We start from the raw sequence: 21,593 nt of genomic DNA, 5'->3' as shown, positions 1-21,593 counted from the left end.
TCTTCCTATGGGTACTGCGCACGCACGGGCGCGCGTCCGGTGCTCTCGCGCAGCGATGCCGATGGCGTAGTGCCGACTCCAATCGCCGATGATTCGATTCGCCGCACAAGTGCCGCAATGAAGGCGCGCTCGTCGTCGCGAATGAAGAAATGGCCGCCATCGAACCAGTCGAGCGTGAACGCTCCACTGGTTGCTTTCGACCACGCCTTCATGGCGGGCGCGCCAATGGCATCGTTGCGACCAGCAAAGACATGCACCGGCAGCGGCAGCACCGCACCGACCTGCGGTGCGACAAAGCTGCTGCACACGCGGTAATCGGCACGCAACAGATCCAGCGTGAGACGCAACAACTCGTCGTGTTCGAATACCGCATCGGGCGTACCGCCCTGGCGCCGCAGGTCGGACACGAGCGACGCATCGGTATGCATCCCAGCCAGATGGTCTACATCGCGCGCCGAAGGTGCCGCGCATCCCGACAGGAGCAGCGCCCGCGGAAGCGCTTTGCCGTTTGCGCGCAGACGAGTGGCGACGCCATACGCCAGCAACGCGCCCATGCTATGGCCGAACAGCACAAACTCGCCGGGCATCCTGTGCGACTGCTCATCGCAGATACCTGCCACGAGTGCAGCGAAATCTTCAACGGGTGCCTCGACCATGCGGGCACCGCGCCCGGGCAGCTCGATGGGCGCAAGGTGGATCCAGTGCGGTAGATAGCGGCGCCAACGCAGGTACATGGTGGCACTCGCGCCGGCACAGGGCAAACACAGCAATGTGACGGGCGCGTCGTGCACTGCGGGCATCAAACGTTAGATGCCTGCGCCTGGTTGTGCATCCATTCGCGCAACGAGCGCGGACGCATGTCTGTCCACGTGCTTTCGACAAAGGCAAGCACTGTCTTCTTGTCGCCACGCACGCCTTCCACGGCCTGCCAGCCTCCGGGCACCGCCTTCCAATGCGGCCAAATGGAATACTGTTCTTCGTGGTTGACCAGAACGATGAAGACTTCGTCCTCGCGATCAAAACAACTGGTTGACATCGGTGCGTCCTTCTGTGAATGAATGTTCGGGAGCATTCGACATATGAAATCGAACCTCCGAGAATCGGCACAGCGATGCCTTTCCTGCGGTCCCTGCAGACATGACGTCTTGCAAGCGCCGCTGTTCACTCAATCAGTGCGAAACACCATGAACACCGAACAACCATCTGCATGATCACCGCGCCTCGGGATCTAGCAAAAGGTCTGCAAAACCGCTGATAGCTGCAGTCGCCTCTGCAATCAAGCCATTGACCAAGCCCAGCGCACACCCAAGGTTCTGAGCAATCTCTCGCTGAGTCATTCCTTCAACGCGATACAACTCGAAAACAGTTCGCGCACGACAAGGCAATTTCGACAAAGCTCTTTCGACACCGGCGACAACCTGGCGAGTGCACAGGTTCCGGTCCGGAGTGTCGATCGCTGGTACTTCCAGCGTCTCCACCTCGATATTGAATGTGCGATATGTGGACTCAACACGGTGACGCCGACAGTAGTCCAATGCCATGTTTCGCACCACTTGGTGGCAATACCCGAGTGGTTGATTGGCCTGACGCTGGCACGGGCAATCGACCAATTTCAAATAGGCGTCCTGCAATACATCGTCGGCCAAATCTGGCGTGTTCACGATTTTTCGCGCCACACGCCAGAGCTGAGCACGATTTTCAATGAAGACGCTCTCCAGCGACGAATCTTGCATTTCCAAGGGCGTATCGAACAACGTGGCCTCCCCGTCAAGACGGTCTGCGATGCGCTGATTCGCATTGCTTTGATCCAATCCTAAATCTAATTAGGAATTGTTTGCATTTATATTTGATGACACACTTCCCGAATTGAATGTCGACCGTCTATTGCCGCGCACCGCTCCGCTGACCACGTTCTCCACGACAGGATGCCGTTATGTGTTTCTCTGCCGCCCCCTTTTCTTGCCACCGGGCCACATCGATTTGTGGCTCTGCCGACACAAAGACGCGAGTGATAAGGCCTTACAGGATCGATGTCTTTCCATACTCGCGCCAGACGAGGTATTACGTCGCGCGCAATTTCGTTTCGAACGTGATCAACACCAGTTTTTGCTGACGCGCGCGTTGGTGCGCACGGTGCTGTCGCACTACGCGCCAATCCCTGCGAGGGAATGGCGCTTCTCCCCGGGTCCACACGGCAGGCCGCACATCGATCACACATTGGCAAGCGCAATTGACGGACTCGATTTCAATCTGAGCCACACCAACGGCCTGGTCGTGCTTGCCGTGGGCCGCCACATTGAGTTCGGCGTCGACGCAGAACACCTTGCGCGCGCACCTGCAACCGAAGCAGCGAAGCTTGCATTCTCGGAAGCCGAGATGAGCGCGCTTGAGAGCTTGCCCAGGCCATTGCAGGACCGCCGGTTTTTTGAACTGTGGACTTTGAAGGAAAGTTACGTCAAGGCTCGCCGCTCGGGCATGCAGATTGCGCTCGACAGCTTTGCGTTCTCCCTCCTGCCCGACGACGACCACATTGGCTTCACGACCAGCGACCAAACGGGACACCACTGGTCGTTCTGGCAAATGGAAGCAACTCCCGATCACTTGGTATCGCTGTGCGCGGCGACCCATCGGGCATTGCCGCTTGTCTGCCGAGAAGCCATGCCATTCGATACAGGACGCGAATGGAAAGCGGACTGGCTGCGCTCAAGCTTCGGCTCGGTGCAATGCCACCAGGCCCATGAACATTTTCACGTTCCAACCGTCTAGTCCATAACGGGGTATCCGCCTCAATGACTCACTTTGCGCAATGCACCTCGTCGGCGCACCATCATTCTTACGCGATTGGCGACGGCGTCCGTGCCGATGAACGCCTGCACCCGCGCATCCACCATCGTTTTCATGACAATGACTGCTGACACCCACCGCACTTCGGCGATTGGCCACCGACCATGCGTCAGATCTTCGTAACCCTGCACAAATGGGCCGGCCTGTTGATCGCTGGTTTCCTCGTCATGTCCGGCCTCACCGGCGCAGTCATCTCCTGGGACCACGAGCTGGATGAGCTGCTGAACGCGCACCTCACCACAGCGCGAGCAACAGGACCCGCGCTGCCGTCGCTGGAGCTTGCGCGTCAGATCGAGGCGCGCCATCCCCAGGTGACCGTAGTCGCCATTCCGATGGCTGCCGAGCCGGGTCATTCACTGGTATTCGGTGTCGAGCCGCGATTTGACCCGGTTGCAGACCGGCACTTCGAGCCGGGCTTCAACCAGGTCTTTGTCGACCCCGCGTCAGGCGAAGAATTGGGGCGGCGCGCATGGGGATCCGTCTGGCCGATCAACAGGGAGAATTTCGTCTCGTTCCTGTATGAATTGCATTACAGCCTGCACCTGCCGACACTCTGGGGCATTGACCGCTGGGGAACATGGTTGATGGGGTTGATCGCGCTGATCTGGACGGTTGACTGTTTCACCGGCTTCTACCTGACGCTACCGGCTCGTCGCACGCGATCCGGAGAGGTATCGGCCCCACAGCCAGGCAAGACTTGGTGGCGGCGCTGGATGCCCGCATGGAAGATCCGAAGAGGAACGGGCTTCTACAAGCTCAACTTCGACCTGCACCGCGCATTCGGATTGTGGACATGGGCACTTCTGCTGGTGATTGCCTTCACCGCCTTCTCTCTGAACCTGTACCGCGAGGTGTTTTTTCCAGCCATGTCGCTGGTCTCTGACGTGACACCGACACCGTTCGAGCAACGCCTGCCTGCGCCTGCGAATCAGCCCGTGAATCCCGTGCTGAGTTACGCCAACGCACTCGAGGTGTCGACCAAAGAAGCGCAACACCGCGGATGGACGGCGCCCGTGGGCAAGCTGCTTTACGCGCGACTGTTCGGCATCTATGTCGCGCAGTTCTACACGCCCGACGACGAGCATGGCGCAGGCGGCGTGGGTCACCCCATGTTGTTTGTGGATGCGCTAAACGGCCAAATTCTCGGCAGCACCGAACCATGGAAAGGAACCGCGGCCGATCTCTTCGTCCAGGCGCAGTTCCCCTTACATTCAGGACGCATCTTGGGTCTACCAGGGCGTATCCTGATTTCGACGATGGGCATCGTCGTTGCCGCGCTCAGTGTGACTGGTGTCGTGATCTGGCTGCGCAAACGACGAGCACGTGGCCATCTGCCGCAGAAGACCCCAAGGTAGTGGACTGCTCCCATCTGGCTGGTGCGCTCACCACTTTTTTCTCAGAGCGGCTAACTGCCACCTGGCAGCAACTTGCTTTGATACGGGGTTGGAATTGAGCCCCGCGTTGGATGATTGCCATAGACGCCCCTTATTGATCCAACCGGATAAAACAGTCCGGTTCGTGGTCGCAGTGCTACCCATTTGAGGCAATTTGAGACCTATTCCAGGCGCTGGATCTGTGTTTAGGAAACCATTGGCAAAAAGCAAAAGCCCCGTAGATCGTTGAATCTACGGGGCTTGGCGCTATTAAATTTGGAGGCGCGATCCGGAGTCGAACCGGACTAACCGGATTTGCAATCCGGGGCATAACCGCTTTGCTATCGCGCCTTGATCGCTTCCGGCAGCCGCTTGATCCACCGATCAAGCCACTGGAAATCTGGAGCGGGAAAACGGGTTCGAACCGTCGACCTATACCTTGGCAAGGTATCGCTCTACCAACTGAGCTATTCCCGCATTTTATCGAGCCTCACAGTATATACCGTGTTTGCTGCGATGAACTGAATTGTAGCGCAGTTTTTTGGCCTTCCCAACAAACGCGCCCAATTTTTGAAAAATCTACGGGCAAGGCGGCCCTCAAAGTCTTGGAACCGCCTCGCCCGCAGATCATGTGTCGGCCATCAATGCTTGACCGAGCCACCCGCCGATGAATCCGCAGCAACCGGCGCGGCAGGAGCCGCCGCAGCGGCTGCGGCGGCAGCAGCGATTTCCTCGTCGGTGAGCGGCACCGGCTGACGGACCAGCGCCACTTCCAGCACCTTGTCGATCCACTTGACCGGCACGATTTCCAGACCGCTCTTCACGTTGTCGGGAATCTCCTGCAGATCCTTGACGTTCTCCTCGGGAATCAGCACGGTCTTGATGCCACCGCGCAAGGCTGCAAGCAGCTTTTCCTTGAGTCCGCCGATTGCCGTGACTTCACCGCGCAGCGTGATCTCGCCGGTCATGGCCACATCGGCGCGCACCGGAATGCCGGTCAGGGCCGAGACCATCGCGGTCGTCATGGCAGCACCTGCACTCGGGCCGTCCTTGGGCGTGGCGCCATCGGGCACGTGGATGTGGATGTCGCGCTTCTCGAACACCTGGTCCTTGATGCCCAGACGATGGGCGCGGCTGCGCACCACGGTGCGCGCGGCCTCGACCGATTCCTTCATCACGTCGCCCAGCGAGCCCGTGCGCGTCACGCCGCCCTTGCCCGGCATGGTTGCGACTTCGATGGTCAGCAGATCGCCGCCCACTTCGGTCCATGCCAGACCCACGACCTGTCCGACCTGGTCTTCCTTCTCGGCATGACCGTAGTTGAACTTGCGCACGCCCAGATACTCGGCGAGGTTTTCCGCGGTCACCTGGACCTGAGGAGTCACCTGCTTGAGCAGCAACTGCTTGACGACCTTGCGGCAGACCTTGGAGATCTCGCGCTCGAGCGAGCGCACGCCAGCCTCCCGCGTGTAGTAGCGCACGATGTCGCGCACCGCACTCTCCTGCACTTCGAGTTCTTCGGACTTCAGGCCGTTGTTCTCCATCTGCTTGGGCAGCAGATATTTCATCGCGATGTTGGTCTTCTCGTCTTCCGTGTAGCCGGACAGGCGAATGACTTCCATGCGATCGAGCAGCGCGGGCGGAATGTTCATCGAGTTCGAGGTCGCGACGAACATCACGTCAGACAGGTCGAAGTCCACTTCCACGTAGTGATCGGCGAACTTGTTGTTCTGCTCCGGGTCGAGCACTTCGAGCAGCGCCGATGAAGGGTCGCCACGGAAATCCATGCCCAGCTTGTCGATTTCGTCGAGCAGGAACAGCGGATTGCGCGTGCCCGACTTGTTCAGGCTCTGCAGCACCTTGCCCGGCATCGCGCCGATGTAGGTGCGTCGATGTCCGCGAATCTCGGCCTCGTCACGCATGCCGCCGAGGGCCATGCGCACGTACTTGCGACCGGTCGCCTTGGCAATCGATTGACCGAGCGAGGTCTTTCCCACGCCCGGTGGGCCGACGAGGCAGAGAATCGGCGCCTTGACCTTGTCCACCCGCTGCTGCACCGCGAGATATTCGAGGATGCGGTCCTTGACCTTTTCGAGGCCATAGTGGTCTTCGTTCAACACGTCTTCCGCGAATTGCAGGTCGTGCTTGATCTTGGTCTTCTTGGCCCACGGCAAACCGGTGAGCACATCGATGTAGTTGCGCACCACGGTCGCCTCGGCAGACATGGGCGACATGAGCTTGAGCTTCTTGAGCTCGCCCTCGGCCTTCTTGCGCGCCTCCTGGGGCATGCGGGCGGCCTTGATCTTCTTCTCGATCTCCTCGATGTCGGCACCTTCCTCGCCTTCACCAAGTTCCTTCTGGATGGCCTTGACCTGCTCGTTCAGATAGAAGTCGCGCTGGTTCTTTTCCATCTGCCGCTTCACGCGACCACGGATGCGCTTGTCGACATTGAGGATGTCGACTTCGCGTTCGAGTTGCTCGAACAGATTTTCGAGGCGGCCCTTCACATCGGCCACGTCGAGCACGGTCTGCTTGTTCTCGAGCTTGAGGGGCAGGTGCGCGGCGATGGTGTCGGCAAGGCGTCCCGGATCGTCGATGCTCGAGATCGAGGTGAGGATTTCCGAGGGAATCTTCTTGTTGAGCTTGACGTATTGGTCGAACTGCTGCATCACGGCGCGGCGCAGCGCCTCGATCTCGCTCGACTTGGGGTCGTCGACCTCGGGGTTTTCCAGCGGCGTGACGGTCGCGAGGAAGTGCGTGTCGGCGTCGTTGATCGCATCCACCTTTGCGCGCTGCTGGCCCTCGACCAGCACCTTCACGGTGCCGTCGGGCAGTTTGAGCATCTGCAAAATGGTGGAGACACAGCCGACCTCGAACATGTCTTCGACGGATGGCTCGTCCTTGGCGGCAGTCTTCTGCGCGACGAGCATGATGCGGCGATCCGCATCCATGGCCAGTTCCAGCGCCTTGATGCTCTTGGGGCGTCCCACGAACAATGGAATCACCATGTGCGGGAAGACCACGACATCCCGGAGCGGGAGCAGCGGCAAATCAATGGGGGTTGCGGGCAATGGAGTGTTTCCGGACATTTATATGATCCTTTAATAGCACCCTGGAGTTGAGGCCGCGGGTCGGTTTTTCAACCCGTCGCGCAGCAAATGCACGACGGGTCACGGTCTCCGGCTGCACCGCCAGCGAAGCGCAGCCAAATGAATTGCTGCGTCCTCAGGCGGTCTTGGCCGCCTCGCGGTACACGAGCAGCGGAGACTGGTCTTCTTCAATCGTGGATTCGTCAACGACGACCTTCTCCACGTTGTCGGTGGTGGGCAGGTCGAACATGGTGCCGATCAGCGACTGCTCCATGATCGAGCGCAATCCGCGTGCGCCGGTTTTCCGGGCCAGCGCCTTGCGGGCGATTGCCTTGAGAGCCGCAGGGCGGATTTCGAGGTCCACGCCTTCCATCGCGAAGAGCTTGCCGTACTGCTTGACGAGCGCATTCTTGGGCTCGGTCAGGATCTGCACCAGTGCATCTTCGCTGAGTTCGGCCAACGAGGTCACGACCGGCATGCGACCGACTAGCTCGGGGATCAGGCCGAACTTGATCAGATCCTCCGGCTCGATTTCCTGGAACACCTCGGAGACCGAACGCTGCTTCTTGCTCTTGACGGTGGCCCCAAAGCCGATGCCGGACGCCTCGGTACGGCTCTCGATCACCTTCTCCAGGCCGGCAAATGCGCCGCCGCAGATGAACAGGATGTTGGTCGTGTCGATCTGCAGGAAATCCTGGTTCGGGTGCTTGCGTCCGCCTTGCGGGGGAACGCTCGCCATCGTGCCTTCGATGAGCTTGAGCAGCGCCTGCTGCACGCCCTCGCCCGACACGTCGCGGGTGATGCTGGGGTTGTCGCTCTTGCGCGAGATCTTGTCGATTTCGTCGATGTAGACGATGCCGCGCTGCGCGCGCTCCACATCGTAGTTGCAGCTTTGCAGCAGTTTTTGAACGATGTTCTCGACGTCCTCGCCGACATAGCCGGCTTCGGTCAGCGTGGTGGCGTCGGCCATCACGAACGGAACGTCGAGCTGGCGAGCGAGCGTCTGCGCGAGCAGCGTCTTGCCGGAGCCGGTCGGACCGATCAGCAGGATGTTGCTCTTGGCGAGCTCGATGTCATCCTTACCGGCGCGATCCTTGTGGCGCAGACGCTTGTAATGGTTGTAGACGGCCACGGCCAGCGTGCGCTTGGCCTTTTCCTGACCGATCACGTAGTTATCAAGGTTGGCCTTGATTTCTGCGGGCGCGGGCAGATCGCCGCGACCTTCGCGACCGTTTTCGGGGTTTGCGGTTCGTCGCGAATGATCTCGTTGCACAGATCAATGCATTCGTCGCAAATGAACACGGACGGACCGGCGATCAACTTCTTCACCTCGTGCTGGCTTTTGCCGCAGAAGGTGCAGTAGAGGTTTTTCTCGCTGGAAGAGCCTTTTTTCTCGGCCATGGAAGCAATGCCTTATGACAAGGAACGTAGTCTGATGATAACGAAATAAAAAACGGCGTTTCTCCTGATGCGCTTCATGGTTTTTTTGCCCCGTTGTTCACAGGGCAAATGCCGGACTCATGCAGGGGCATCGGGGAAACGCCGGACCCTGGAGCGACGGTGCCCCAAAGGCGGCACCGGCTCCATCATCAGGGGCGCTTGGAGATGACCTCGTCCACGAGGCCGTATTCCTTGGCTTCGGGGGCGGTCATGAAGTAATCACGCTCGGTGTCGTGCTTGATCTTCTCAAGCGGCTGACCGGTGCGCTCGGCCAGGATACGGTTCATCTGGTCCTTGGTGCGCAGGATGTCACGCGCATGGATTTCGATGTCGGTCGCCTGACCACGGGCGCCGCCGAGCACCTGATGGATCATGATCTTCGAGTTCGGCAGCGAAAAACGCTTGCCCTTGGCACCCGCAGCCAGCAGGAACGCACCCATGCTCGCGGCAAAACCGCAGCACAGCGTGGAGACGTCCGGCTTGATGAACTGCATGGTGTCGTAGATCGCCATGCCCGCTGTGACGCTGCCGCCCGGCGAATTGATGTAAAACGAAATGTCCTTGTCGGGATTTTCGCTCTCGAGGAACAGCAATTGCGCCACCACGAGGTTGGCGGTCTGGTCATTGACCTCGCCCACCAAAAAGATCACGCGTTCCTTCAGAAGGCGCGAATAGATGTCGTACGAACGCTCGCCGCGACCCGACTGCTCGATGACCATGGGAACCATGCCCAAGGCCTGTGTTTCCAGTGCACTCATGTATATCTCCAGACAGATGGAAGCTTCACCTACTGTCCCGATGCCACCGATTGAGGTCGGCGCGGGACTCCAGAAATGAAATGGGGCTTGTACACCAAAGTACAAGCCCGCACGTCAAGGTATTGACGGTATTGACTCGCCGACCATCATAGCGGCAAGTTCGGCCCGCCCTGAGAGAATCAGGCCTGAGCGCCCATCAGTTCATCAAAGCTGATGTTCTTGTCATTGACCTTGGCCGTTTCCAGCACGAAGTTGGTCACATTGTTCTCGATCACCACGGCTTCCACGTCGGCCAGGCGGTTGCGGTCGCTGAAGTACCAACGCACAACGTCTTCCGGCTTCTCGTAGGAGGCAGCCAGTTCGTCGATGTGCGCCTTCAGTTGCTCGGGCGAGGCTTCCAGCTTGTTGGCCTTGACCAGCTCGGCCACCACCAGGCCCAGACGCACGCGGCGCTCGGCTTGTGGACGGAACACGTCTTCCGGGATTTCGGCCTTGTCGGCGTCCTTGATGCCGCGTTGCTTGAGGTCGGCCAGCGCGCTTTCACGCAGGCGGCCGATTTCGGCTTGCACCGACGCATTGGGCAGATCGAGTTCGGCCTTGGACACCAGAGCGTCCATCACGGCCTGCTTGTTGCGGGCCTGGAGGCGGAACTTCACTTCGCGCTCGAGGTTGGTGCGGATGTCGCCGCGCAGACCGTCCACGGTGCCATCGGCAATGCCGAGGGACTTGGCGAACTGTTCGTTCACTTCGGGCAGGTGAGCGGCTTCGATCTTCTTGACCGTGACCAGGAAGTCGGCGGTCTTGCCAGCCACGTCCTTGCCGTGATAGTCCTCAGGGAACGCCAGCGGGAAGGTCTTGCTTTCGCCCGACTTCAGGCCACGCACCGCGTCCTCGAATTCCTTGAGCATCTGGCCTTCGCCCACCAGGAACTGGAAATCTTCCGCCTTGCCGCCAGAAAAGGTCTCGCCGTCGATCTTGCCTTCGAAGTCCACGGTCACGCGGTCACCGTCCTCGGCACCCGCGTCCTTGGCGCGCTGCGCAAAGGTGCGGCGCTGCTTGCGCAGGATGTCCAGGGTCTTGTCGATGGCGGCATCGTCCACTTCGGCGGAAACCTTTTCCACTTCGGCAGTCTTCAGGTCACCGATCTTCACTTCGGGGAACACTTCGAACACCGCGTCGAACGACACTTCACCTTCGGGTGCGCCGTCCTTTTCGGTGATGCGGGGCTGGCCGGCAACACGCAGATTGGCTTCATTGGCGGCCTGGGCAAACGCCTCACCGACCTTGTCATTCATCACTTCGTACTGGACGGAGTAGCCATAACGCTGGGCCACCACGCTCATCGGCACCTTGCCGGGACGGAAACCGTCCATCTTCACGGTACGGGCCAGACGCTTCAGGCGCGAATCAACTTCGGTCTGGATCGAAGCAACAGGCAGGCTCAGCGTGATTTTGCGCTCGAGCTTCTCAAGATTTTCAACAGTTACGGCCATGGTAGTTCCTAGTGTCAGGGCTGTGGACCGAGCCGACTGCAGCGCAGGCAGTCTGCACCGTGTTCCGCCAAAGTCTCACATGTCTCGCGCACGAGGCACCAGGCCCCATCGAAGGGCCGGAATCTCATGCGCAGCAATATCTAACTAAAACGTAGATTTCGTAGATTTCTTTCGCGAGCAAAAGGCCAGACGAAATCTGGCGCCGGATTGCGCTAAGCCAATGATTATACCCAGCGCGCCATCTACCCCGGCCAAGCGGGGCTGTGCAGGCGATTGCGCAAACCCGTCAAGCCCGATTTCGCACCAGCGCACCGGCCAGCCGGGACGAAAAAGCCACCGCCGGTTCGTCCACCCATCGATTGAAGACCATCGACAGGGCCAGACAGATGGCCATCACCACCGGAAACGCCAGCAGCAGCGCCGTCCCGTAACCCACATGAGTCACCATCGCCAGCAAGACCAGTGCGCCCACCGAGGCAAGCAGCGGAAAGTGCAGCAGATACAGCGAATATGACAGCCTGCCCAGAAACTGCGCCACCCGCCCTTCGAGCAATCGACGCACGGGGGCTACGGAGCCGACGCTCAGAATCAGCAAAAAGGCACCCGCCGCGTGCGGTTTGCGCATGGTGGGATCGGGCATCAGCAGATCGACGGGCTGCCATAAATTCACGTAGGGAACGTAATACGGCCTGGAGAGAAGATAAAGCCCCAGCATGAAGATCAGTGCCGGAACGCAGCCGGTCTTCAAACCCGCAAGCCCGCGCGGCGGCTTGAGCAACAGATCGGCCGCGAGCGCGCCAAACACAAACGCCATCAGGTTGTCATTCGAGAACTGCCAGATCAGGCCCGCGTAGATCGCGTACCGCAACCAGGCCGGCAGACGCCCCACGAGCGGCACCAGAACCAGTACCAGGACGGACCCGAACAGCTCCGTGCGTATCGTCCAGAGCACCGGATTGAAACTGAATTTCCCCAGAAAAAACGAACCAATCGCACCTTCCCAGGCGGCTAGCCGAAAGTCGACCACCGTTGGCAGAAAGCTCGTCACGTCCGAGCCCGAATAGACATTCAACCCGGCATAACGAAAACCGAACAACGCCAGCAATGTGCAGGAAAACACCGAAGACACCAGCGCCGGAATCGCCAGCCGAGGATAGCGCTTGACGAGCGACCGCCAATACCATGCGTTGCCCACTCCCGAAAGAACGGCGCGGACAGCACAAAGCCGCTCAGCACAAAGAACAGGATCACGGCTGCGTGTCCGTTGAACAGCAGATTGAGCGGCGAATTGACCCACCATTTCTCGCCGAAAAGATCGGGGTACTTGCCTTCGAACGCGGCTGGCACGTAGATCTGCAGATAGTGGCAGATCACCACCACCACACACGCAACGCCGCGCAACCCGTCAAGGGATGCGAATCGTTGAGCGTCAATGGGTTTCGCTGGCTGCATGAACGGGTGTTGAAGCGCCCAACAAAAACCCGTCACTTTTGCAAGATGACGGGTTTTGTCACAGGGAAGGGAGGGCGATTCGTCGGCAATCGACCTTCGATGGATTTTCGCATACTCAATGACGACGGTCGCGCGAGGTATGAAGCCAGACGCTCCCGGCAGGAGTGTCAACGACGCCACGACAACCCCTCTGCACCACGGAGCAACACCGTGCGTGGGGGAACGCGTGGGGGATCTGTGGGGATCGCATTGAACCTTTGAGTCTTTTCCGCCCTTCGCGCCCGTTTCGCAACATGCGAATGGGCAACAAAAAAGGCTGATTTCCCTATGAAAATCAGCCTCTTACGTGAAAAATGCCCGGTACTGTCTGCCTATGCCTTTTTCGTTCGTGGTGCGCGGGGGGGACTCGAACCCCCACAGTGTTGCCACCGTCAGGACCTAAACCTGGTGCGTCTACCAATTTCGCCACCCGCGCAGGTCAATCAAACGTTCTTTTGTTTGTTCGTTCGTCGGTCACGCTGAAAGTTTCAGGAGACCGGAAATTGGTGAATCGCCGATTCTAGCCGTACTTCGGCGCGATTTTCCGGTCTTCATCTGCTTTGTTCACGCTCCTTCGGAGGCACCCTGAACCACGCTGCGTACATGGCGGGCAGGGCCAGCAGGGTGAGGACCGTGGCGACGATCAGGCCGCCCATGATGGCGACGGCCATCGGGCCCCAGAACACGCTGCGTGACAGCGGGATCATGGCGAGTACGGCGGCGGCGGCGGTCAGGACGATGGGGCGCATGCGGCGCACTGCCGATTCGATGATGGCGGTGCGTGCGGGCACGCCCTTTTCACGGTCGAGTTCGATCTGGTCGATCAGGATCACGGAGTTGCGTTGGATCATGCCCATGAGCGCGATTACGCCGAGAAGCGCCACAAATCCGAAGGGCCGGTTGAGCAGCAGCAGCGCCGCGGCGACACCCGCGATGCCGAGCGGGCCGGTGAGGAAGACCAGCATCGAGCGGCTGAAGCTGTGCAACTGCAGCATGAGCAGCGTGAACACGAGGAACAGCATCACGGGCACGCCCGCCACGATGGAGGCCGAACCCTTGCTGCTTTCCTCCACAGCACCGGCGACTTCGATGCGCACGCTCTGGTCGCCCTGCTCCTTCCATTTGTCTTCCAGCTCTTTCAATTGAGGCTGAATCTGAGCGGTGACCGTGGCGCCTTGCAGGCCTTCGACGATGTCGCCCTGCACGGTGATCGCATAGTCGCGGTTCCAGCGCCACATCACGCCGGGCTCCCAGGTGAATACGGGCCGGGCGATCTGCGTGAGCGGGATCGACTTGCCGCTGGCCGTGGGCAGGTATGCGTTGGCGATGTCCGAGATCGCTTCGCGCTCGTCGGGCGACTGGCGCAGCACGATGTCGATGAGCTTGTCGTTCTCGCGGTACTGGCCGATGGTCGTTCCGGTGAACATGGTGCGCGAGGCCTGCGCAATCGCCTGGCTGGTCACGCCGAGCGCGCGTGCCTTGGCCTGATCGACTTCAAGGCGGATGACCTTCACCGATTCGTTCCAGTTGTCGTTCACGCCGAGCATATTGCTGTTGGCGCGCAGGATCGCCTTCACCTCGTCGGCGCGCTGGCGCAGATGTTCGGGATCGCTGCCGACGACGCGGAACTGCACCGGGTAGGGCACTGGCGGGCCGTTGGGCAGCAGTTTCACGCGAGCACGCACTTCGGGGAATTCCTCGGCCAGCAGCTTGGGAAGACGCAGACGGATCTGTTCGCGCTGCTTCAGGTCCTTGGCGAGCACGATGTACTGCGACACGTTGGTCTGCGGGAACACCTGATCGAGCGGCAGGTAGAAACGTGGCGTACCCGAGCCGATCCACGTCGCCACGCTGGCCACACCATCTTCCTGCAACAAACGCTTTTCGAGACGCTTGGTGACCTCCTCGTTGGCCGCGAACGAGGTGCCTTCGGGGAACCAGACATCGACCATGATTTCGGGGCGGCTTGAGTCCGGAAAGAACTGCTGCTGCACCTTGCCCATGCCCAGGATGCCGGCCGCAAAGATCAGGATCGTCGCGAGGATGGTGATCCAGCGGTGGTCCACGCACCAGCCGACCGCACCGCGAAAACGCGTGTAGAAGGCCGAGTCGAACAACTCGTGCGGCGGCGCGTTCGGGTCGTGTGGCTTCACCTTGAGCAGCAAGGTGCCCAGGTACGGCACGAAGTACACCGACACCAGCCACGAGAGCACCAGCGCGATCACCGTCACCGCGAAGATCGCGAAGGTGTACTCGCCCGTCACCGACTTGGCGATGCCGATCGGCAGAAAACCCGCCGCCGTGATCAGCGTGCCGGTCAGCATGGGCTTGGCTGTCACGTCGTAGGCATAGGTGGCGGCGGTCGCCTTGTCGTAGCCCTCTTCCATCTTTCGCACCATCATCTCGACGGCGATGATGGCGTCGTCGACGAGCAGCCCCAGCGCGATGATCAGCGAGCCGAGCGACACCTTGTGCAGTCCGATGCCAAAGTAGTTCATCGCCAGAAAGGTGACGGCCAGCACCAGCGGAATCGTGATCGCGACGACCAGCCCCGGGCGGTAGTCGATATACCAGCCAAAGCGTCCGCCCTTGTGCAGGCCGAGCGCGATGAAGCTCACCGCGAGCACGATCACCACGGCCTCGATCAGCACCTTGACGAATTCGTTGACCGAACTCGCCACCGACGCCGGCTGGTCCTGCACCTGATCGAGCTGCACGCCTGCCGGCAAGGAGGTTTGAATCTGTTGCGTGGCCTCCTTCAACGCCTTGCCCAGCGCAATGATGTCGCCGCCCTTGGTCATCGAGATGCCGAGCCCGATCACTTCCTGGCCCTCGAAGCGCATCTTCACCGTGGCCGGATCGACATAGCCGCGATGCACTTCGGCAATGTCCCCTAAGCGGATCTGGTTGCCGTTGCCGCCACGAATCGGCATCACGCGCAATTGCTCGACGTTGTTGAACTGACCGCCCACGCGCACCTGCACCACGTCCTGCGGTGTGTTGACCGCACCCGCGCTCTCGACCGCGTTCTGCGCGCCCAGTTGCTGAAGCACGCTGTTGAAATCCAGCCCCATCTGCGCGAGGCGCTTTTGCGAGACCTCGACCCAGATTTTCTCGTCCTGCACGCCGAACTGCTCGACCTTGGCGACATCCTTCACGCGCAGCAGTTTCTGGCGCGCGGCGTCGGCGAAGTCCTTGATTTCGGCGTAGCTGTAGCCCTCGCCGTGGATCGCGTAGATCACGCCATACACGTCGCCAAAATCGTCGTTGAAGAACGGCCCTGGATGTTGCCCGGCAGGGTGTAGCGCATGTCGCCGATCTTCTTGCGCACCTGATACCAGACGTTGGCCACCTCGGCGGGTTTGGACGAGTCCTTGATCTCGAAAATGATCTGCGACTCGCCGGGCTTGGAATAGCTGCGGATCTTGTCGGCATAGGGCACTTCCTGCAGCGTGCGCTCGAGCTTGTCGGTCACCTGCTCGGCCACCTGCTGCGCGGTCGCGCCGGGCCAGTAGGTGCGCACCACCATCGCGCGGAAGGTAAATGGCGGGTCCTCGTCCTGACCCAACTGGAAGTAGGCCGCAATGCCGAGCAGCATCAGCACCACCATCAGGTAGCGCGTGAGCGCGGCGTGATCGAGCGCCCATTTCGAGAGGTTGAAATGCTGTTTCGGTTCGATGTGTTCGGGCGGATTTTCTGTGGACATGCTTGGCCTCGTCTATCCGTCAGTGGGTGCTGGCAGCGGAGGCTGCGGGCCGGGCTGCCGAAGCGGCGGCCGCTGCCGCAGTTGCCGCGGGCGCAGCGCCCTTGGGCTGGTAGACCGTGACCTTCTGCCCCGGTGCCAGCACGTGCACGCCGGTTGCCACCACCTGCATGCCCGGTTGCAGCCCCGCCGCGATCACCGCCTGATTGCCGTCGGCCGTGGCGACCTGCACCGCCTGCGACTTCACCGTGCTGGTGGCCGCGTCGTAGATCCAGACTGCGGTCTGGCCACCCTCCTGGCGCAGTGCCGTCGTGGGGAGAGAAATCGCCGTGATGCCCTCGCGGCCCAGCACCTTGGGCTCGACATAAACGGTGGCACCGAGCGGCGGCACCTGCGCACCCTCGATGGCGACCTTCACGAGAAAGGTGCGCGTGACCGGATCGGCACTGGCCGCGACCTCGCGCACCTTGCCCGCAAGCGACGCGCCTTCCGTCCACGGACGCACGCCCACCTCCTGCCCACGCGCAATTGCGCCACCTTGTCCTCGGGTACCGAGAACACCGCATCGCGCGAGCCGTCCTGCGCAATGCGGACCACCGGCGTTCCGGCGGACACCACCTGCCCGGCTCCGCCTCGATGCTCGTGATCACGCCCGACACGTCGGCCACAAGCCGCGTGTAGCTGGCCTGATTACCCTGCGAGGCGAGCTGTGCATTGGCCTGATCGACCGAGGCCTGCGCGGCCTTGAGCGAGGCCTCGCGGCGCTCCAGCTCCGCACCGCTGATGAAATTCTGTGACTTCAGCTTTTCATAACGCTTGAAGTCTGCAGCCGCCAGATCGCGCTGCGTTCTTGCCGCGTTCAACTGCGCCTGCGCCGCCTGGGTTGAGAGCTGATAATCGCGCGGATCCAGCTGTGCGAGTACCTGACCGGCGTTGACATGCTGGCCCAGCTCGGCCTGACGCTGGACGATCTTGCCGGGCACGCGAAAGCCGACACGCGACTCCACACGCGCCCGCACCTCGGCCGAATATTCGAGCTGCGCATGCAACGGCGCGGCTCCCACGGTGAGCAGCTTGACCGAGCGGATCGGCTCCGGTGGCGGCTCCTTGGGCGAGCAGCCCACCAATGCCACGGCGGTGATCAGCGTCAAACCCCAGGTCGAGCGACGCGCCCATGAAACGGCTCCGCTACGGGGCCTGTACCCACCCATGCCAAGGGAAGGAGCGGAGAAATCACCGGTGCACGGGCTCATGGCGGCGTCCAATTTTCTATGTTAATGACTGACTGGTTAGTAATCTATTGGAGGTGATACCGGCTTGTCAAGCTCCACAATAGAGGGGTGAACCAGTCCCGCCACCCCCAGCCCTCCCAGACCCCGTCCGCCGCACCGGCCCCGTTGGCCGAAACGGTCACCCACTACGAAAACTTTCCGGTGGCGTCGCTGCTGTGCCCGCCCCATCTGCGCCAACCGATTGCGGCGATCTACGGCTTCGCGCGCACCGCCGACGATCTTGCCGACGAAGGAAATGTTCTGTGCGAGCGGCGTTTGCAGGATTTGCATGAATACCGTGCGGAACTGCAACACATCGCCGCCGGAAATCCCCCAAGTCCCCGCTGGCGGCAGGTGTTTGCGCCGCTACAGGTGCAAATCCGTGAGCGCGCCCTGCCCGTCATATTGCTCGACGATCTGCTCGACGCCTTCGTGCAGGACATCGTCTACACGCGCGACGGCTGCACCTATGCCAACCAGCAGGAGTTGCTGGACTACTGCCGCCGCTCGGCCAACCCTGTGGGCCGCATGCTATTGCACCTGTACGGCGTGAACGATGCGCGTTCGCTGGAACAAAGCGATGCCATCTGCTCGGCCCTGCAGCTCATCAATTTCTGGCAGGACCTGAGCGTGGACCTGCCGCGTGGTCGCCACTACCTGACCGACGAAGACTGCGCGCGGTTCAGGGTGCCGCGAGCGGCCATCGCCGGTCGCCATCGCAGCGCCGACACCGACCGCCTCATCATGCACAACGCCGCCGTTGCACGCGCGCTGATGCAGTCCGGCGCGCCGCTCGTTCACACGCTCAAGGGACGTGTGGGCTGGGAACTGCGGCTGGTGGTGCAAGGCGGTCTGCGCATTCTCGACAAGGTCGAGGCGCAAGGTGGAGGCAGCCTGCTCGCGCGCACCACGCTCAAGCCATGGGACTGGCCGCTGATGCTGTGGCGCGCATTGTGGATGTGAGTCGGCACGCCGGTTACGGACGCCGCTGGTTCACGCCACCTTCAGCGCCCGCTCGTTCCCGCTGCCCTGCTGCGCCTGACGCAGCACATGCTCCAGCACCTGCGGCACCTGCGTGGCGGCCTCGCTGCGCACCGCCTGCGTGGCCTTGCGATAACGCGGCAGATCGGCGATGAGCCTCTGGACGGCGGGTGCAATGTCCTTGAAATGCGGCAGCACCAGCCCCAATCGCCGGTCCCTGACCCAGTCCGTGCAATAACGCTCCTGCGGCATGGTCCAGGCATTGCGTACCACGATGGGCGGCAGGCCCAGATGCACCGCCTCGCTCAAGCTGCCGCTGCCCGGCTTGCCGATGAAGAAGTCTGCCAGGCGCATGTAGCGCGCCATCTCGCGTGTGTAGTCGAGCACCAGCGTGGGCGCGTTGCGCGGCAGTTCGCGCAAGGCCTGCGCAAGCGCCGCGTTGCGACCGCACGCGAGGATCAATGGCGTGTCCGTCAGGCGCCGGGCAATCGCCAGCATCGCCTTCGAGCCCTCGGAACCAAACAGCACCAGCCCCACCGGCTTGTGCGCATCAAAGCCCAGCGCCAAGCGCTCGCGCTCCCTGTCGATCACGCAATCCTCGTGGAACTGCTCGCCAAGCAACATGCCTGATACGCCCCAGACGCGGTGCGCAGCAAGTCCCGACGCGCGCGCCTGCGTCAGCGCATAGGGGGAGCCGCAGACCAGCGTCTGCTGTGTCTGCGGCTCGGCCCAGAAGCGTGGCGGGCAATCGGCCAGATCGGTCATGACGGTCACGAACGGACAGGCCGGTTGCGCCAGCGCCAAGCCGTCGGCCATCGCGCGGTTGAAGTTGGGAATCAGCGATACGACCATCGCGGGCGCGTTCTCGCCCCAGTAGGCCGCAAGCGACTGCACGAGCGAGCGATGGCCAAAGCGGATCATCTGCTGAAGCACCCGCAATTCCTGCGACAGGCCGAGCGTCCAACCCGCGCGAGGCGCTTGTTGTAGACATCTTCGGGCTCGATGCCGGTCCAGTGGCGAAAGCGTGCGTTGGGGTCGAGCACCTCGAACAGATGCGTGCGTTTGACGGTCCAGTTCAACCCGGCGCGCACAATCGCGGATTCGAGCGCGAGCGACGAAGCGCGATGACCGCCGCCCGCGTTGAAATACACGAGTTCGACCACCGGCGCAGCGGCATCTGCGGGCCGCGCACGCGGCAATTCATACGGCTGAAACATGGCTTGCTGCGTCATTCACTACCTCTGTCGATGCGATTTTCATGGCGCTCTTGGCGGCCTTCATCTCGTCGGCCCACTGGATGATCTCGAGCGTGCCGTCCGCATGCTCGGCCAGCGCCGTGAGGCTCTCCACCCAGTCGCCATCGTTGGCATACAGGATGCCGTCGATATCGCGCATTTCGGCGTGATGGATATGTCCGCAGATAACGCCCTGCAAACCCCGCTTCCCGGCCTCGCGCGCCACGGCGTTTTCAAAGTCGCCGACGTAATTCACGGCACGCTTGACCTTGAGCTTGAGATATTTGGACAGCGACCAATACGGGAGCCCCATGCGTGCGCGCAGCGAATTCAGATGCCGGTTGAGCTTGAGCGTGAATTCGTAGAGCGAGTCGCCCACGTAGGCCAGCCACTTGGCGCACTGGATCACGCCATCGAACAGGTCGCCATGGATCACCCAGAGCTTGCGACCATCGGCGGTCTCGTGGACCCAGTCCTCGGCCACATGCACGCCACCAAAATCAAGCTGCAGATAGCGCCGTGCAAACTCGTCGTGATTGCCGGGAATGAAGATCACCCGCGTGCCCTTGCGGGCCTTGCGCAGCAGCTTCTGGATCACGTCGTTGTGCGCCTGCGGCCAGTACCACTGGCGCCTCAGTTGCCAGCCGTCGATGATGTCGCCCACGAGAAACAGCGTCTCGCATTCGGTGTGCTTGAGAAAGTCCAGCAGCGCCTTGGCCTGACAACCGGGCGTGCCCAGATGCAGGTCCGATATCCACAGCGTCCGAAACCGCCGCAGCGGCCGCGACGCGTCGACCAGTTCGTCCACCACATCGGGCGGTACAGCCGACGACGATTTCCAAGCGTTCAGCAGAGCATCTTCGCGTTTCATGAACCTGCATGGTGAACATGCAGCGAGACAGCAGCGTGACAAACGCAAGACAGTTCAATGACGCAGCCGCCGAGGCACGCAGGCCGGGAAATCGCCCCCGCCCACCACCCGCCCCATAGCCATGGGACAATCCCCCTCCATATGAATCCGGAACAGTACGTCCAGCAAAAAGCCGCCAGCTCGGGCAGCAGTTTTTATTACGCCTTCCTGTTCCTTCCGGCGCAAAGGCGCGCAGCCATCACCGCCTTCTATGCGTTCTGCCGCGAAGTGGACGACGTGGTCGATGAGGTGTCCGATCCCGGCGTCGCCCGCACCAAGCTCGCCTGGTGGCAGGCCGAAGTGAGCCAGGCCTTCGCCGGCAAGCCCACGCATCCCGTGATGCTCGCGATGATGCCGCACGTGTCTGCATATGGCCTCGAGGAGCGCCAGTTTCAGGCCATCATCCAGGGCTGCCAGATGGATCTGGAGCAGACGCGCTATCTCGACTTCCCGGGATTGCAGCGCTACTGCCACCTGGTCGCGGGCGTGGTCGGAGAGGTCTCGGCAAAAATTTTCGGCCAGAGCGATCCGAAGACCACGGAATACGCGCACAAGCTGGGGCTTGCGTTCCAGCTCACCAACATCATTCGCGATGTCGGTGAGGACGCGATGATGGGCCGCATCTACCTGCCGGTCTCCGAGTTGCAGCAGTTCGACGTGAAGGCGCATGAGATCACCAACCGCAAGTATTCCGAGAACTTCACTCACCTGATGCGCTTTCAGGCCGAACGCGCACACCGGCTCTACGACGAAGCGCTCGCGATGCTGCCAGATGCGGATCGCCGTGCGCAAAAGCCCGGGCTGATGATGGCCAGCATCTACCGCACGCTGCTGCGCGAAATCGAACGTGAAGACTTCAAGGTGCTGCACCAGCGCATCAGTTTGACGCCGCTGCGCAAGCTCTGGCTTGCGTGGAAGATGCAGGCACTCGGGCGCATGTAAGCGGTGGCGGCGGCTCATCCCAGGCAAGGCAGCAAACGCATTGCGGTGATCGGCGCAGGCTGG

At 61.3% G+C, this 21,593-nt stretch carries 15 protein-coding genes, 3 tRNA genes and 3 pseudogenes; 4 read left to right on the top strand and 17 right to left on the bottom strand.

What is annotated here, in order from left to right:
• Positions 1-5: 5 nt before the first annotated feature.
• From H9K75_RS19445 to H9K75_RS19435, 3 genes are all read right to left on the bottom strand, one after another.
• Positions 6-800: a thioesterase II family protein gene (locus H9K75_RS19445; protein ID WP_404826367.1), complete on the bottom strand. Its 795-nt coding sequence runs from the start codon at positions 798-800 to the stop codon at positions 6-8.
• Positions 800-1,036 carry an MbtH family protein gene (locus H9K75_RS19440; RefSeq protein ID WP_187723847.1) on the bottom strand — a complete coding sequence of 79 codons (237 nt, stop codon included), beginning with the start codon at positions 1,034-1,036 and terminating at the stop codon, positions 800-802. Before H9K75_RS19440 ends, H9K75_RS19445 begins: the two co-directional genes overlap by 1 nt.
• 175 nt (positions 1,037-1,211) lie before the next feature.
• Positions 1,212-1,754 (bottom strand): sigma-70 family RNA polymerase sigma factor, encoded by a 543-nt coding sequence (locus H9K75_RS19435; protein WP_226858320.1) that lies wholly within the window; start codon positions 1,752-1,754, stop codon positions 1,212-1,214.
• A 112-nt stretch (positions 1,755-1,866) separates the two neighbouring features.
• On the opposite strand from H9K75_RS19435, the gene H9K75_RS19430 reads away from it, so the two are divergent.
• Both H9K75_RS19430 and H9K75_RS19425 read left to right on the top strand, forming a co-directional pair.
• The gene (locus H9K75_RS19430) at positions 1,867-2,766 is read left to right on the top strand and encodes a 4'-phosphopantetheinyl transferase family protein (RefSeq protein WP_187723846.1); all 900 of its coding nucleotides are present in this window, start codon (positions 1,867-1,869) and stop codon (positions 2,764-2,766) included.
• 182 nt (positions 2,767-2,948) lie between these two features.
• Positions 2,949-4,199: a PepSY-associated TM helix domain-containing protein gene (locus tag H9K75_RS19425; protein ID WP_187723845.1), complete on the top strand. Its 1,251-nt coding sequence runs from the start codon at positions 2,949-2,951 to the stop codon at positions 4,197-4,199.
• Between the two features lie 295 nt (positions 4,200-4,494).
• Here the strand turns inward: H9K75_RS19425 and H9K75_RS19420 are convergent.
• From H9K75_RS19420 to H9K75_RS19370, 11 genes and pseudogenes are all read right to left on the bottom strand, one after another.
• Positions 4,495-4,568 (bottom strand) — tRNA-Cys (locus H9K75_RS19420).
• 50 nt (positions 4,569-4,618) lie between these two features.
• Positions 4,619-4,694, bottom strand: a tRNA-Gly gene (locus H9K75_RS19415).
• Between the two features lie 164 nt (positions 4,695-4,858).
• A complete protein-coding gene (lon, locus tag H9K75_RS19410) occupies positions 4,859-7,306 on the bottom strand; it encodes an endopeptidase La (protein WP_187723844.1) in 2,448 nt (815 codons plus the stop codon).
• Positions 7,307-7,442: 136 nt separating this feature from the next.
• Positions 7,443-8,707: pseudogene (gene clpX, locus H9K75_RS19405) on the bottom strand (ATP-dependent Clp protease ATP-binding subunit ClpX).
• A gap of 188 nt (positions 8,708-8,895) precedes the next feature.
• Positions 8,896-9,504, bottom strand: a complete 609-nt coding sequence (clpP, locus tag H9K75_RS19400; RefSeq protein WP_187723843.1) for an ATP-dependent Clp endopeptidase proteolytic subunit ClpP — start codon at positions 9,502-9,504, stop codon at positions 8,896-8,898.
• A 179-nt stretch (positions 9,505-9,683) separates the two neighbouring features.
• Positions 9,684-10,997: a trigger factor gene (gene tig / locus H9K75_RS19395; RefSeq protein WP_187723842.1), complete on the bottom strand. Its 1,314-nt coding sequence runs from the start codon at positions 10,995-10,997 to the stop codon at positions 9,684-9,686.
• A 286-nt stretch (positions 10,998-11,283) separates the two neighbouring features.
• A complete protein-coding gene (locus tag H9K75_RS19390; RefSeq protein ID WP_264293867.1) occupies positions 11,284-12,126 on the bottom strand; it encodes an acyltransferase family protein in 843 nt (280 codons plus the stop codon).
• The gene (locus tag H9K75_RS24880) at positions 12,066-12,449 is read right to left on the bottom strand and encodes an acyltransferase family protein (protein WP_264293866.1); all 384 of its coding nucleotides are present in this window, start codon (positions 12,447-12,449) and stop codon (positions 12,066-12,068) included. The genes H9K75_RS19390 and H9K75_RS24880 overlap by 61 nt, the downstream gene beginning before the upstream one ends.
• A gap of 389 nt (positions 12,450-12,838) precedes the next feature.
• Positions 12,839-12,924 (bottom strand) — tRNA-Leu (locus H9K75_RS19380).
• 115 nt (positions 12,925-13,039) lie between these two features.
• A pseudogene (locus H9K75_RS19375) lies at positions 13,040-16,194 on the bottom strand (efflux RND transporter permease subunit).
• A gap of 19 nt (positions 16,195-16,213) precedes the next feature.
• Positions 16,214-17,402 (bottom strand): annotated as a pseudogene (locus H9K75_RS19370) (efflux RND transporter periplasmic adaptor subunit).
• A gap of 129 nt (positions 17,403-17,531) precedes the next feature.
• On the opposite strand from H9K75_RS19370, the gene hpnC reads away from it, so the two are divergent.
• Positions 17,532-18,425, top strand: a complete 894-nt coding sequence (gene hpnC / locus H9K75_RS19365) for a squalene synthase HpnC (protein WP_404826366.1) — start codon at positions 17,532-17,534, stop codon at positions 18,423-18,425.
• Positions 18,426-18,455: 30 nt separating this feature from the next.
• Here the strand turns inward: hpnC and H9K75_RS19360 are convergent, their stop codons facing one another.
• Genes H9K75_RS19360 through H9K75_RS19355 form a run of 3 tightly spaced genes read right to left on the bottom strand, consistent with a single transcriptional unit; the run spans position 18,456 to position 20,549 of the window.
• Positions 18,456-19,376: a glycosyltransferase gene (locus H9K75_RS19360; RefSeq protein ID WP_226858319.1), complete on the bottom strand. Its 921-nt coding sequence runs from the start codon at positions 19,374-19,376 to the stop codon at positions 18,456-18,458.
• A complete protein-coding gene (locus H9K75_RS24175) occupies positions 19,361-19,675 on the bottom strand; it encodes a hypothetical protein (RefSeq protein WP_226858318.1) in 315 nt (104 codons plus the stop codon). The genes H9K75_RS19360 and H9K75_RS24175 overlap by 16 nt, the downstream gene beginning before the upstream one ends.
• Entirely contained in the window at positions 19,644-20,549 is a 906-nt protein-coding gene (locus H9K75_RS19355) for a UDP-2,3-diacylglucosamine diphosphatase (RefSeq protein ID WP_187723840.1), read from the bottom strand. The genes H9K75_RS24175 and H9K75_RS19355 overlap by 32 nt, the downstream gene beginning before the upstream one ends.
• Before the next feature lie 141 nt (positions 20,550-20,690).
• Between H9K75_RS19355 and hpnD the strand changes: the two genes are divergently transcribed.
• Positions 20,691-21,530, top strand: a complete 840-nt coding sequence (hpnD, locus tag H9K75_RS19350; protein ID WP_187723839.1) for a presqualene diphosphate synthase HpnD — start codon at positions 20,691-20,693, stop codon at positions 21,528-21,530.
• Positions 21,531-21,593: the final 63 nt, after the last annotated feature.

This window comes from Diaphorobacter aerolatus (assembly GCF_014489535.1).
Lineage (GTDB): Bacteria > Pseudomonadota > Gammaproteobacteria > Burkholderiales > Burkholderiaceae_C > Diaphorobacter_A > Diaphorobacter_A aerolatus.
This window is presented reverse-complemented; position numbering and strand designations above follow the sequence as displayed.

What these genes read in the sequence shown, in the direction of transcription:
- hpnD (WP_187723839.1), top strand. Translation starts at nt 20,691, where the DNA reads ATGAATCCGGAACAGTACGTCCAGCAAAAAGCCGCCAGCTCGGGCAGC.
- H9K75_RS24175 (WP_226858318.1), bottom strand. Translation starts at nt 19,675, where the DNA reads ATGACGCAGCAAGCCATGTTTCAGCCGTATGAATTGCCGCGTGCGCGG.
- lon (WP_187723844.1), bottom strand. Translation starts at nt 7,306, where the DNA reads ATGTCCGGAAACACTCCATTGCCCGCAACCCCCATTGATTTGCCGCTG.
- tig (WP_187723842.1), bottom strand. Translation starts at nt 10,997, where the DNA reads ATGGCCGTAACTGTTGAAAATCTTGAGAAGCTCGAGCGCAAAATCACG.
- clpP (WP_187723843.1), bottom strand. Translation starts at nt 9,504, where the DNA reads ATGAGTGCACTGGAAACACAGGCCTTGGGCATGGTTCCCATGGTCATC.
- H9K75_RS24880 (WP_264293866.1), bottom strand. Translation starts at nt 12,449, where the DNA reads ATGCAGCCAGCGAAACCCATTGACGCTCAACGATTCGCATCCCTTGAC.
- H9K75_RS19425 (WP_187723845.1), top strand. Translation starts at nt 2,949, where the DNA reads ATGCGTCAGATCTTCGTAACCCTGCACAAATGGGCCGGCCTGTTGATC.
- H9K75_RS19355 (WP_187723840.1), bottom strand. Translation starts at nt 20,549, where the DNA reads ATGAAACGCGAAGATGCTCTGCTGAACGCTTGGAAATCGTCGTCGGCT.
- H9K75_RS19445 (WP_404826367.1), bottom strand. Translation starts at nt 800, where the DNA reads ATGCCCGCAGTGCACGACGCGCCCGTCACATTGCTGTGTTTGCCCTGT.
- H9K75_RS19440 (WP_187723847.1), bottom strand. Translation starts at nt 1,036, where the DNA reads ATGTCAACCAGTTGTTTTGATCGCGAGGACGAAGTCTTCATCGTTCTG.